The organism is Nonomuraea sp. NPDC050663 (assembly GCF_044456985.1).
Taxonomy (GTDB): domain Bacteria; phylum Actinomycetota; class Actinomycetes; order Streptosporangiales; family Streptosporangiaceae; genus Nonomuraea.
In genome coordinates this window covers 18,414-30,745 of the sequence record NZ_JBITGL010000035.1, presented here as the reverse complement: position 1 = coordinate 30,745, position 12,332 = coordinate 18,414, and the positions used below count along the sequence as shown (strand labels likewise).

The 12,332-nt window shown below is 69.5% G+C and carries 13 protein-coding genes and 1 pseudogene; 4 read left to right on the top strand and 10 right to left on the bottom strand.

Annotated features, from left to right (window positions below):
* Positions 1–107 precede the first annotated feature (107 nt).
* From ACIBH1_RS48305 to ACIBH1_RS48295, 3 genes are all read right to left on the bottom strand, one after another.
* Positions 108–494, bottom strand: coding sequence for a PASTA domain-containing protein (locus tag ACIBH1_RS48305; RefSeq protein WP_397320896.1), 387 nt, complete (start codon positions 492–494; stop codon positions 108–110).
* A gap of 109 nt (positions 495–603) precedes the next feature.
* Positions 604–1,818, bottom strand: a complete 1,215-nt coding sequence (locus ACIBH1_RS48300; RefSeq protein ID WP_397320895.1) for an MFS transporter — start codon at positions 1,816–1,818, stop codon at positions 604–606.
* Positions 1,819–1,845: 27 nt separating this feature from the next.
* Positions 1,846–2,370, bottom strand: coding sequence for an SRPBCC domain-containing protein (locus ACIBH1_RS48295; RefSeq protein WP_397320894.1), 525 nt, complete (start codon positions 2,368–2,370; stop codon positions 1,846–1,848).
* A gap of 58 nt (positions 2,371–2,428) precedes the next feature.
* Here ACIBH1_RS48295 and ACIBH1_RS48290 point away from each other — a divergent pair, with 58 nt between their 5' ends.
* Positions 2,429–2,917, top strand: coding sequence for a winged helix-turn-helix transcriptional regulator (locus tag ACIBH1_RS48290; RefSeq protein WP_397320893.1), 489 nt, complete (start codon positions 2,429–2,431; stop codon positions 2,915–2,917).
* A 47-nt stretch (positions 2,918–2,964) separates the two neighbouring features.
* Positions 2,965–3,192, top strand: coding sequence for a hypothetical protein (locus ACIBH1_RS48285; RefSeq protein ID WP_397320892.1), 228 nt, complete (start codon positions 2,965–2,967; stop codon positions 3,190–3,192).
* 57 nt (positions 3,193–3,249) lie between these two features.
* Here ACIBH1_RS48285 and ACIBH1_RS48280 read toward each other — a convergent pair whose 3' ends face one another.
* Positions 3,250–6,366: a hypothetical protein gene (locus ACIBH1_RS48280; protein ID WP_397320891.1), complete on the bottom strand. Its 3,117-nt coding sequence runs from the start codon at positions 6,364–6,366 to the stop codon at positions 3,250–3,252.
* Positions 6,367–6,484: 118 nt separating this feature from the next.
* Between ACIBH1_RS48280 and ACIBH1_RS48275 the strand changes: the two genes are divergently transcribed.
* Positions 6,485–7,312: a LuxR C-terminal-related transcriptional regulator gene (locus ACIBH1_RS48275; protein ID WP_397320890.1), complete on the top strand. Its 828-nt coding sequence runs from the start codon at positions 6,485–6,487 to the stop codon at positions 7,310–7,312.
* 92 nt (positions 7,313–7,404) lie between these two features.
* On the opposite strand, the gene lexA is transcribed toward ACIBH1_RS48275, so the two are convergent.
* A complete protein-coding gene (gene lexA / locus ACIBH1_RS48270) occupies positions 7,405–8,061 on the bottom strand; it encodes a transcriptional repressor LexA (protein ID WP_397320897.1) in 657 nt (218 codons plus the stop codon).
* A gap of 224 nt (positions 8,062–8,285) precedes the next feature.
* Between lexA and ACIBH1_RS48265 the strand changes: the two genes are divergently transcribed.
* On the top strand, positions 8,286–8,597 hold the full coding sequence (locus ACIBH1_RS48265) for a hypothetical protein (RefSeq protein ID WP_397320889.1): 312 nt from the start codon (positions 8,286–8,288) through the stop codon (positions 8,595–8,597).
* 70 nt (positions 8,598–8,667) lie between these two features.
* On the opposite strand, the gene ACIBH1_RS48260 is transcribed toward ACIBH1_RS48265, so the two are convergent.
* The 5 genes and pseudogenes from ACIBH1_RS48260 to ACIBH1_RS48240 all read right to left on the bottom strand — a co-directional run.
* Positions 8,668–9,654 (bottom strand): aldo/keto reductase, encoded by a 987-nt coding sequence (locus ACIBH1_RS48260; RefSeq protein WP_397320888.1) that lies wholly within the window; start codon positions 9,652–9,654, stop codon positions 8,668–8,670.
* Positions 9,655–9,960: 306 nt separating this feature from the next.
* Positions 9,961–10,152 (bottom strand): annotated as a pseudogene (locus tag ACIBH1_RS48255) (low affinity iron permease family protein); the annotation flags it as partial.
* Positions 10,153–10,320: 168 nt separating this feature from the next.
* On the bottom strand, positions 10,321–11,334 hold the full coding sequence (locus ACIBH1_RS48250; protein WP_397320887.1) for an NAD(P)/FAD-dependent oxidoreductase: 1,014 nt from the start codon (positions 11,332–11,334) through the stop codon (positions 10,321–10,323).
* Positions 11,331–11,846: an isoprenylcysteine carboxyl methyltransferase family protein gene (locus ACIBH1_RS48245; protein ID WP_397320886.1), complete on the bottom strand. Its 516-nt coding sequence runs from the start codon at positions 11,844–11,846 to the stop codon at positions 11,331–11,333. Before ACIBH1_RS48245 ends, ACIBH1_RS48250 begins: the two co-directional genes overlap by 4 nt.
* Positions 11,847–11,867: 21 nt before the next feature.
* The coding region (locus tag ACIBH1_RS48240) for a 3-oxoacyl-[acyl-carrier-protein] synthase III C-terminal domain-containing protein (RefSeq protein ID WP_397320885.1) at positions 11,868–12,332 on the bottom strand (465 nt) is incomplete at its 5' end.

Sequence of the window (12,332 nt, the reverse complement as noted above, 5' to 3'; positions counted from 1 at the left end):
GTTCAGGGGTAGATGTCGCAATCCACACCGAACCCGGAAGCCCTTCCTCATGCCAAAACGATCATCCCCTGTACTCAACCTCTGTGGTCAGTACAACTAGCCGGGCCCTACTCGCCGTATTTCATGGCCCAGAGCGTGACGGGCGTGTCCATCGGCACCTTCTTGCCAGCCTTGGGGCTCTGTTCTGTGACGATCCAGTTCCGGTCGTAGACCTGGAAGCGGTTCTGGCCGGTGGCGTCCTTGTCGTTGAGGACGTAGAAGCCGGACGCCTGCATCATGTCCTGCGCCTCCTGGAGGTTCATGCCGACGACATCGGGGAGGCGCGCTTCGTCCGGCTGCGAGTCGACGGCCGATGCCTTTGGCTCTGTGGTCGTCGGCGCGACGCTCGTGGTGACGGTCGCGGTTGCGGTGACGACGGGAGCGGATGCCTCCGTGGCCCCACACGCGGCGAGGGCGACGGCGAGGAGAGGAAGAAGGGGGCCAAATCCACGCATATTTACTCCAGGTGAGAGTGCATGTGCGCAGAGTAGGACGCCGTGGCGCGACAGGTGGTTCATGCCCGGCGCTCCTAGGGCTCCAGATCTGGCCCCCTGGATGGTGGAGTCAGACGCCGGCCTCCTCCGGCTGGGTGGCGGGTTGCGTCGCCGGTGGGGGTCTCAGCAAGCCGGTGGCCCAGGCAACCGGGATGGTGATCACTGAGAGGACCAGCGCGGCGGTGATCGCGGCGGAGGTGCTGAAGGCGCCGATCGCGGCCCCTCCGGCGTACGAGCCGAAAGCGATCCCCAGGTTGGCCGCCGAGGCGGGCAGTGACTGGGCGAGGGCGCCCCCTGGGCCGGCCAGGCTGATGACGCGGTACTGGAAGGCGGGCGCCGTGACGAAGGCGAACACTCCCCAGGCCAGGATGGTCAGCGCCACGAGGACGGGGATGGTGCCCACGAAGTGCAGCACGAGCAGGCAGAGCGTGGCCCCGATAGCCGCCACCGTCAGCGTGCGCGTGGCGTTGGTGTCGGCGAACCTGCCGCCGACGAAGGAGCCCACCGCCGTGGCCACGCCGTAGGCGAGGATGTACACGCTGATCAGCGCGCCCGAGATGCCGGTGACCTCCTGGAGGAACGGCACGATGTAGGTGAGCGCCGCGTATACCGAGGCGAACAGCAGGCTGCCCAGGGCGAGTACGGCGAGCACCCGGGGCGCGAGCGCGTGCCGTACCTGGTCCCTGGCTCCGGCGCCCTGGCTGGGCACGGACGGGACGACGGCGAGCGTCGCGATCAGCATGATCGCGGAGAGCGCGGCGATGGCGGCGAAGGAGCCGCGCCAGCCGATCGACTGGCTGGCCAGGGTGCCCAGGGGGACGCCGATCGCGCCCGACACCGAGACGCCGGAGACGACGACGCCGATCGCGCGGCCCATACGCTCGGGCGGGACGACCGAGATGCCGGTCGCGAACGCGGCGGCGATGAACAGGCCCTGGACCGCGCCGGTGAGGGTGCGCGCGGCGAGCATCAGGGGGTAGCTGTCGGTCATCATCACGACCAGGCTGCCCGCGACGAACGCCGCGAGCGCGCCGATGAGGACGGTCCGTTTGTTCAGCCTGATGGTCAGGGCCGTCATGATCGGGCCGCCCAGGGCCAGCCCGAGCGCGTAGGCGGTCACCAGGGATCCCGCCGCGGGGATGGTCAGGCGGAGGTCGGCGGCGATCAGGTCGAGCACGCCGACGACGAGCAGTTCGCTGCTGCCCGCGACGAACATTCCCAGGAAGAGCGTGGCAAGGACTAAGTTCGCTCGGCTCGGCCGCGGATCCGCCGGCTGGGCACTCATGATCAGCTCTCTCTCGGGTGTGACGTGTCAGGCGTCGGCCGGCTGCGGGTGGCCGGCGCGGGCCACGGTCGCGGCGACCTGATGGGCCGGGATGTCGCCGTCCTCTTTCGGGTTGGGCTGTCCCTTGCCCGTGGTGATCAGGTTGCGCAGGCTGCCGTCGATGTATCCGCCCCACGCGTTGGAGCACACGTCGTAGCACTCGTGCTGCGGGACCAGGCCGACGTGGGTGAAGCGGACCTCGGCGCCGCCGTCCGTCTCGGCGATCTCGAAGACGATCTCGGTGCCCGTCCACTCGGACTGGTCGGCCGTGAAGTTGAAGTTGTTGTCCAGGACACGCCAGGCCACTCTGCGACCTGCTGACACGTCCGTGATCTGGACCGTGCAGCGGTGCACGTCCTTGTAGTGGTGGTAGAAAACGGCGCCGGCCTGGTCGGTGACGCCTTTGATGTCCTCCGACCACCAGCCGCGCACGTTAATGATCGACTCGAACGTTTCCTGAGGGCTGCGGTCCACCGTGAAGGTGGTCGAATAATGCTCAGTCGCTTGCATCATGCAAGTTACTCTAGAGCGACGCGCTTTCATGACGCAAGCACGTCGATAGGATGAGGGCATGCTGGGGAAGACGTACGACTCTCAGGTGTGCTCCATCGCGCGGGCCCTGGAGGTGATCGGCGAACGCTGGAGCCTGCTCATCGTGCGCGACGCCCTCTTCGGCGGGGCGACCCGCTACCGCGACTTCCAGCACAACCTGGGCATCGCCACCAATGTCCTGAAGACGCGCCTCGACAGCCTCGTGCAGGCGGGGATCATGTACCGCCACCGGAACTCCGAGCAGCCGGAACTGTTCGAGTACCTGCTGACCGAGAAGGGTCGTGCGCTCGCTCCGGCCCTCGTCGCCCTCACCGAGTGGGGCGACCAGTGGGCGACCGATGACGAGCCGCCGATCTTCTACGTCCACTCCACCTGCGGCAACGGCATCACCGAGCAGACGATGTGCGCCCACTGCGGCCTCGTGGAAGACCCGGCCGAGATCAACGCGATCCTCGGGCCCGGCCACCCCCTGTGGACACCCGCCGCGGGCGAGGAGAGCACCGGATAGGCCCCCGCTGTGGCGTGCACTCCCCGCGGTGACACATACTACGAAGGATGAAGTCTGCCAGCGGCGCCCCCCGTCGCCACCTGCCCACCAGTCCCTTCAAGCCCCCGCCCCCGGCTCCGCCGGTCGTTCAGTTCAGCATGGACGACCTGGTCACGCACGACCGATACGGTCTGGGAGTGGTCACCGCCGTCGAGGGCGAGGTCGCCGTTTTCGTCGATTTCGGTTCTCGGCAGGAACGGATCACCACGCCGTTCCCCAGGTTGTACAAGCTCTGAGTTTGTTCGTGGCGGTACGAAACGGAAGGAGGCGGGCCAGGTGACCCGCCTCCTCGCTTACTTGCGCGTGCCGCTGCTGTAGGACAGCCGGGTCAGTTCCCCATTGCGAACGTCACCGACGAACAGGTGCCGGTCCTGGCCCGTCCCCGTGGCCACGGCGAACGGGAGGTTGACCTGCATCGTGCGCACGACCGACAACGACTGCTCGCCGACCACGTCCACGCCCCGGTCTCCGACCGCGAACACCTGGTGCGCGTACGGATTGACGGCGACGGCGCGAATCGGCCCCCGCGTCACCACCTGCTTGATGATCGTGCGCGACGACAGTTCGAGCACGGTCACGCTGGGCTGAATCGGCCCACCGCCCAGGTTGCCGGTGTAGAGACGGTTGTTGGCCGGGTCGACGGCGACGTCCCAGGGCTGGGTGCCCGCGGGACCGAGCGGAACCTGGGGATGGATCGTCTGGGTCACCCCGTCGTCGGTGACCGCACCGAGCGCGGTCACGGGCGGCTGCACCGCCAGCCTGCTCATCGCGATGTAGATCGTGTTCGTGTTCTCGTCCACCGCCATGCCGAGCGGCCCGGGGCCGGTGATGATCGGGGGCAGCTCGGTGTTGGTCCTGCCGTCGATCACGTGCAGGCGGCCGATCGCGTTGTTGGACACGTACACACGGTTGGTGCGCGGATTCACGACCACGTCGGTGGCGGTCTGCCCGGTGTTCAGTGCGACCGTCGCGACCACCGACAACGTCTTGCTGTTGAGCACGGTGACCTTGTTCACGGTGGGATTGCCCGGCTCGCCGGCGTTGAGCACGTAGATGCGCTCGGTGAGCGGGTTGACCGCCACGGCGTGCGGCCGGTACCCGACCTGGACCCGCGCCTTGCGCTGCAGCGTCTTGCGGTCCAGCACGATCAGCGCTCCGGGGCCGTCCGACGTGTGGGGGGCGGCGATCGTCTCGTGGTAGTGGGTGGCGTACAGGTTGTGCTTGTCCATCGCCACGCCCATCACGGTCTCCTGGAAACCGCTGCGCGGGCTGGCCAGCCGTACGCTCCGGTCCGGAGCCAGCGCCTGGTCGTGTGACTGGTGGATGGTGTCGGCCTCGGCCGCGGTCAGCTCGGCCGGCCCGCGACCCGGGGCGGGTGCGGGGTCGGCGACCAGGCTCAGGTTCGCCCAGTCGTTGAAGCCGTGCAGGAAGCGGCCCTTGTCCTTCGACATCACCAGCTTGTCGTCGTCGACCCGCGTGGTGTTGCAGACGTGGTCGTCGCCGCTGAGGATCTTGTCTCCGTCCTCCTTGTCGTTGGCGTCGGTCACGGAGTCCAGCTCGCCGTTCTTGCCCGCGGTGATGCACAGGCCGCCGTTGACGGCGACCGCCACGTCCGCCTCGCCCGGCGTGCCGTTGCCGTTCCAGTCGATGGGCTGGTCGGCGGCGCCCGTACGGCGGTCGCGGTCCGCGTCGTACCACCGGGTGTAGAACGGCGAGTCGGGCTGGATGCCCGCCTGCTCGTTCAGGTGGAGCGTGTCGAGTTCGTCCAGCGCCTGCGCGGAGTAGTCGACGATCGTCCGGTGGCTGCCGGTGGTCGAGGTGAGCCCGATGAGCTGGAAGTTGTAGCTCATGACGCTCAGGTAGTTGGGCTTGTAGTTGACGAAGGCCTCGTCGCCGCCGTGCTCCAGGCCGAGCGAGTGGCCCAGCTCGTGCATGAACGTCCCCGCCTGCTCACGATTGGTGCCGTTGCCTCCCGAGAACGCGCCCAGGCTGACCAGGAAGTCCTGGCCGTCGCCGGTGAAGTTGGCCAGCCCCGAGCTGCCGGACGGCTCGTCCTCCGCGTCGCCGTAATCGTGCACCCAGAGGTTGTAGTGCACGTAAGGATCCCTGGCGGGGTCGAAGTTGGCCGGGTCCGCCTTGATCGTCGCGAACTCCGACGGGATCAGGACCGGCTTGTGCGGGATCGTTCCACTGACCTCGACGATGAGCTGGATGCCCGGTTCTGTGTCCACCCCCGGGTAGGGGCACGACGTCGCCGCCGGCACCGGCGCGCTCGCGAACGCGGCCGCCACCTCCTCGACGGGCCCCGCCGGACGGCGCGCGTCGAACACCTGGACCTGGCCGCCCTCCGACGCGTCGGCGATCATCGCCTCCGCCGTCCCCAGGTGGTCGCCGTCCAGATTGCCGACCGCGAGCTGGTTGTGGTCGTCGTCGTTGAACCGCGTGTCCTTGATGCCCATGCTCGGGTCGGGAAGGTGGGTCGTCGCGTCCAGCACGTCGATCCTGCCGCCCGAGTCGTTGGCGATCAGGATCTCGTCCTGGTCGTCACCGTTGAGGTCGCCGACGGCCATCTGGTTGTGGTCGTCGTTCTCGAACGTCGTGTCATGCACGCCGAGGTCGGGGGAGAAGGCGTGGGTGACCGCGTCGTAGACGTGGACCCGCCCGCCCTCGGAGGCGTCGGCGATCGCGATCTCGTCGCGCCCGTCGCCGTTCAGGTCGCCGACGGCCATCTGGTTGTGGCCGTCGTCGTCGAATCGGGTGTCGTGGACGCCGAGGTCGGGGTGGGCGGTGTGGGTGACGGCGTCGTAGACGTGGATGCGTCCGCCTTCTGAGTGGTCGGCGATGGCGATCTCGTCGCGTCCGTCGTTGTTGAAGTCGCCGACGGCCATCTGGTTGTGGCCGTTGTCCTCGAATCGGGTGTCGTGGACGCCGAGGTCGGGGTGGGCGGTGTGGGTGACGGCGTCGTAGACGTGGATGCGTCCGCCCTCGGAGGCGTCCGCGATCGCGATGTCGCCGCGCCCGTCGCCGTTGAAGTCGCCGACCGCGATCTGGTTGTGGCCGTTGTCCTCGAAGCGCGTGTCGTTCACGCCCAGATCGGGATGCGGCAGCCCGGTCGAGCCGCCGAACAGGTCCGGCCGGTGGTCATGGTCCGCGTCGGCCATGTAGTCGACCTCGATCAGGACGGTCTTACGGCAGGGGCTCGCGCCCAGCGCGGCCAGGTCCATGGACAGGCTGCCGTCAGGACGCTTGATCCCCTCCAGCTCGACCTGATCGGGGATGCCGTCCTCGTCGACGTCCCCGGGGGCGAGCACGGATAACGCGCCCGGTGGACCCGCTGCCGTGGCGACCGGTTGACCGAGGCCGGCCAGGATGAGCCCGGCCATGATGGCGGTGAGAGTGCGTGCGCGCATGCGTCAGCTCCGTACATCGGCGGTGGATTGTCGGAGCCATCATTGGCTGCACTCTCTGATCGAATGCCACTTATTACGCAGAACTATGCAATGGCCGTAGGTACGTTCTCCCGGGGGCTTGAGACGTACAGGGGACATCGTGGTGTCGTCGTTGCGCGCCAAGGATCTGCGTGCCGTACTGGAATTCGCCATCGCGACGCTGCGCGTGCGCACGTTCGCGCACCTGCGGCCGCTGCTGGGCGAGGTGGCGGGGGTGGTGGGCAGCGCCACGGCGACGCTCACGCAGCTCAACCTCCGGACCCAGCACGAAGTCGCCGTGTTCTGGCCGGCTCACCGGCCGGATGCCGAGCGACTGCCGGCGTATGCGGCGCTGGGGCACACGCACCCGCTGCGAGAACCGTTGTCGCGGCTCGCCGTACGGCGTGCTGGGTCCGTGCTCCCGGTGCGGATCTCGGACGTGGTGGGCGCTCGCGAGTGGCAGGCGTCCCCTTTGTATCGGGAGGCCATGTACGGCACCAGCGACCAGTTGTGCCTGCCGCTCTCCTTCCACGGGCCGGTGCTGCGGGCGATCACGTTGTCGCGTCAGCGGGGCCAGTTCACCGATCGGCAGCGCGACCTGCTCGTGGCGTGTGCCGAGCACGTGGGGACGGCGGTGGGCCGGGTTCCGTTGCAGGGACAGTTCGCGTTGCAGCTGGCTCCGCAGGCAGCACGGGTGCCGCTCGCCGTCGCGGGGGAGCGGCAGGCCCGGCCGCTCCTGGAGCTGTCGCCGCGAGAGGGGGAGGTGCTGCGGCTGGTCGCCGAAGGGCTGACCGATGCGCAGATCGCCCGGCGGCTGGGCGTACGGCCCGCGACGGTGTCCAAGCATCTGCATCGGGTGTATTCGCGGCTCGGGCTGCGTAACCGGGCGGAGGCCACGCGCCTGTGGGTCGACCGCGGCCCGTTCTAGTGGGTCGGCCGCGGTCCGTTCTGGTGGGTCGACGGCGGCCCGCTCCGGTGCGTCGGCCGCAGCTCGTTCTCGTGGGTCGGCCGCGGCCCGTTCTAAAGGTTGCGCAGGACCGAGACCACGACGCCCAGCACCACTGCCTCGTCGCCGTCGATGACGGAGTAGGCGGGATTGCGGGGTTCGAGCTCGACGTGCCCGTTGCGACGGCGCAACACCTTGACGGTCGCCTCGCCGTCGATCATCGCGGCGACGATCTGACCGGAGTGCGCCTCGGGCTGCTGGCGCACCACCACGATGTCGCCGTCACAGATGGCCGCCTCGATCATCGAGTCACCCCGCACCCGCAGGGCGAACACGGTCCCCCGCCCGGTCAGGTCGCGCGGCAGCGTCAGCAGATCGTCGACGTGCTCATCGGCCAGGATGGGCGTGCCTGCGGCGATATCGCCCACCACGGGCACCGACACCAGGTCGGCAGGCGGCCTCGACGCCGCCGGCTGCAGGAAGAGACGGACGTCGATCGGACGGGTCAGCGTCGAGGCCCGACGCAGGAACCCCTTGTCCTCCAGGCTTCTCAGATGCTTCGACACCGCCGACGCGGAACGCAACCCAACAGCTCGCCCCAGCTCGCGGGTGCTCGGCGCGTATCCATGGTTGATCACCCAGTCCTGGATGGCGGCCAGTATCCGCTGCTGACGCTCCGGCAGGGCCGAGGCGTCCAGGCCTTCGAACGGATCGGAATCGACGTCGGGGATCACGTTGGGGATCACCCGCGACATGCTAGACCCGCTATCGACGCTCCGACGACGAGTGGCCGGGTCCGTCGGCCGGGCCCAAGCGCTGTCGCGCGTCACGCGGCGACGCACCGGCCGCCTGGAAATCGCCGGTTCGCCATCCCTGTCCGGGGTAGCCGTCAAGGATGAAGAGCGAAGGCGACCAACCCCGAAAGGGCGGTGCCTGGCTGGCGAGGTCGCAGGGGGTGTTCAACATCGTCGGCGGGGCCTGGCCGCTGCTGCACATGCGCAGCTTCGAGGCGGTGCTCGGCCCCAAAACGGATCGCTGGCTGGTGCGCACGGTGGCCGGTCTGCTGATCGGCGTCGGCTGGTCCCAGGTCCGCGCCGCGCAGACTCCCGAGGGCGTACGGCATGCTCGGCGGATCGGGCTGGCCACCGCCTCGACCCTGCTCGCCATCGACCTGGTCTACGTGCCGCTCGGCCGCCTGCGACCCACCTATCTGCTCGATGCGGCCGCGGAAGCCGCCTGGATCCGAGCCTGGCGATCGGCCTCCTGACCGTTCAGGCCGGCGACACGTCGTGCCTTCGCGGCCGGGTCCGCGGCGCGTGCCGTACGGCAGGCTCGCGTCACCGGCCGACGAGACTCAGGTGCGCCTCGCCATAGCGGTCACCCGCCACGCCCACCCTGGCGGCCAACGCGTCGAGGTCGGCCCGCTCGTCCGCCGACAGCCCGACCGCGGTGGCGCCGACGTTCTCCTGCAACCGTGACAGCCGGCGCGTTCCCGGGATCGGGACGATCCACGGCCGCTGGGTCAGCAACCACGCCAGGGCGAGCTGACCCGGAGTGGCACCCTTGGCTTCGGCCAGGGCACGGACGTGATCCACCAGGGCCTGGTTGGCGGCCAGGTTCTCGGCGCCGAACCGCGGGATGGTGGCCCGGATGTCGCCGTCGGAGAAAGCGGACCCAGCCTTCACCGATCCGGTCAGGAATCCCTTGCCCAGCGGGCTGAACGGCACGAACCCGACACCCAGTTCCTCGCACGCGGGCAGCACCTCGGGCTCGGGGTCACGCGTCCACAGTGAATACTCCGACTGCACCGCGGTGACCGGGTGCACGGCGTGCGCTCTGCGCAGCGTGGCGGCCCCGACCTCCGACAGGCCGAAGTGCCTGACCTTGCCCGCCGCCACCAGCTCGCCCACCGTGCCCGCCACCTCCTCGATCGGCACGTCCGGGTCCACCCGGTGCTGGTAGAACAGGTCGATCACCTCCACGCCCAGGCGTCGCAAACCGGCGTCGGCGACGGCGCGGATCTGCTCCGGCCGTGAGTTCAGGCCGACCGCTGCGCCATCCTGGATCTCCCACCCGAACTTGGTCGCCACCTGCACCTGATCACGGATCGGTCCGATGGCTTCGCCGACGAGTTCCTCGTTGACGTAAGGCCCGTAGACCTCGGCGGTGTCGAAGAAGGTCACCCCGGCGTCCACCGCTGACCGGATCACGCCGATCATGTCCTCGCGAGTGCCCGGGTTGGGGCCGTAGCTCTGCGACATACCCATACAGCCCAGCCCCAAGGCCGACACCCGCAGGCCCTGTCCCAACGTTCTGTCATGCACCGATGCCTCCCGCGACCCCGTCATTCCACCACTGTCCGGCGACCACGGGGGCTGACGGCATCATGCCATCAGCTTGCACCGTCACGGCCGGAGCCAGGCGCAGCACGACTGCGGGGTGATCAGGCGCTCTCCTTGTCCTCCAGGCCGACGGCCGCGCGCAGGTCCTGGACCTCCGCCTTCAAACGCTGGTCGCCGCGCGTCTCGGCGAGGTCGGTCATGACCAGGGCCAAGCAGGCCTTTGGCGACTGCGTTCAGCTTGTGCTGCAGTGCGTGGTTGGCCCGGCTCCGGGTGTTCTGCAGCAGTGCCACCAGGAGGAACGTCACGGTGTTGATGATCAGCTGCCACGTGTCCAGGTTGCGGATCATCAGGAAGGACGGCATCCACACCAGGACCAGCAGCACACAAGCGGCGAAGAACCAGGCCCGGGAGACGAACCCGGCCGCGGTCGTGGCGAACCGGTCGAACCATGACAGCCGGGCGGACACGTCCGACGGCATCGTGCGCTTGGAAGCATGTGGCGGCGCAGCGTTGGATGCGACACAACTCCCCCCCTACCCCCGCGGCAAGGTCCAGCCATCCGGCAGCGGGCTCAGCAACCCGTGACCAGCACGGACGCGATGTTGGGGATTCTCTCGACACGCGCGAACCTCTCCCGGAGCGCCGGGTCAGGCCAGGGCGCGCACCGTCGCGGTGAACAGCCAGGGCAGGCGCGCCGCGGCGGGCACGACCAGCCGCGCGGTGCCCGGCCGCCTTGCGGCCTCGAGCAGGGCGCCGGTCAGCAGGCGGTGCGTGCGTGACAGCCGCCGCCACGCGTGCTCGTAGTCGCCCGCCCGCCCTTCGACCAGGCAGCCGACCAGGGCTTGCGCGCAGCGTACGGCCAGGCACAGGCCCTCGCCCGTCAGCGCGTCGGTGTAACCCGCGGCATCGCCCACCAGCAGGACCCGCCCGGCCACCCGGGCACGAACGCGCTGGCGAAGCGGTCCGGCCCCGCGTACGGCGGTCGCGGGCTCGCCGGTGAGCCGGGGGAGCAGGGTGGGGAAGGCGGCCAGATGTTCGTCGTAGCCCATGCGTCGCGTGCTGAGTATCGCGACCCCGACCAGGTCGTCGCTCACCGGCGTCACGTACGCTTCCCCGGCCGGTGACCAGTGGACCTCGACATGGTCGGACCACGGGGCGACATGGAAGTGCCGGCGCAAGCCGTACCGGCTGGGTCTGCGGTCGGGAAGCCCGAGCCGCAACTTCGCGCGGATCGGCGAGTGCAGGCCGTCGGCGGCCACCAGCCACCTGGCCCGCATCCCCGCCGCCTCGACGCCATGCTCGTCCTGGCGCAGGTCGTCGAGCTTGGCGGCGATGACGGGCACCCCGAGGGCGGCCGCCCGCTCGGCCAGAGCGGCGTGCAGGGCGGTCCGCCGTACGCCCAGGCCCATGGTGCGGGCGAAGTCGGCCCGCACCCGGGCCGTGGGACCGATGTAGTCGATCCCGGCCAGAGGGTGTCCCTGGAGGGTCACGCCCATCGAGCGCAAGGCGGCGACGCCGCCCGGCATCAAACCCTCACCGCAGGCCTTGTCGACCGGTACGGCGCGCGGTTCGACGACGACGGCACGCAGCCCGGCCAGCGCGGCGTGGATCGCGGTGGCCAGCCCGGCCGGTCCGCCGCCCGCCACGAGAAGGTCGATCAACGGCTCGGCCGTTCCTCGAGCAGCGTGAGCGCCTCGTTCTCGCAGCGGATGCGCACCACCATCAGGACGGCGTTGAGCACGGTGAAGACCAGCGCAGTGATCCAGGCGGTGTGGACGAGCGGCAACGCGGCACCCTCGACGGCCACCGCCACGTAGTTGGGGTGGCGCAGCCAGGAGAAGCGGTAGGGGCCGCTGCGTACGGCAGGCATCCCGGGCACGAGGATCACCTGGGTGTTCCATTGCGGGCCGAGCGTGGTGATGCACCACCAGCGCAGGGCCTGGGAGGCGAGCACGAGTGCCACCATGGGCCAGCCGAGCGCCGGGATGAACGGTCGGTCGGCGGCGAACGTCTCGATCAGGCAGCCCGCGAGCAGGCCCGTGTGCAGCGCCACCATCCAGGGATAGTGGCCTTGCCCGCGCACGACCGCGCCACGTTCCATGCTCCAGGCGGTGTTGCGCTTGGCGACGACCAGTTCGGCCAGCCGCTCGATCGCGACTGCCGCGACTAGCAACGAGTACCAGATCATCGACGGCTACCAGCGCAGCAGGACGAGCTCGGCGCAGAACCCCGGTCCCATCGCCATGAGCATGCCGGCGGTTCCCGGTGGCGGGGCATGATCCTCCAGAGTGTCGCTCAGCACGTGCAGCACCGAGGCCGACGACAGGTTGCCGTTGGCGGCCAGCGAGCGCCAGGTCACGTCCAGAGCTCCCGGCGACAGATCGAGGGCTTCTGACACCGCCTCGAGCACCTTGGGACCGCCAGGGTGACACACCCAGGCGGAGACGTCACGCGTGCTCAGGCCGTGCTCGCTCAGCAGCGCGTGCACGTCGCCGGCCAGGTAGGTGCGCACGACGTCGGGCACGCTGCCGTCCAGCACCACGCCGAAGCCGCCATCGCGCACCTCCCAGCCCATGACGTGCTCGGTTTCGGGGTAGAGATGCGCGAGCGTGGCGACCACCCTCGGTCCCGGCTTGCCGCGTTCCGCGTTCGGCCCTGC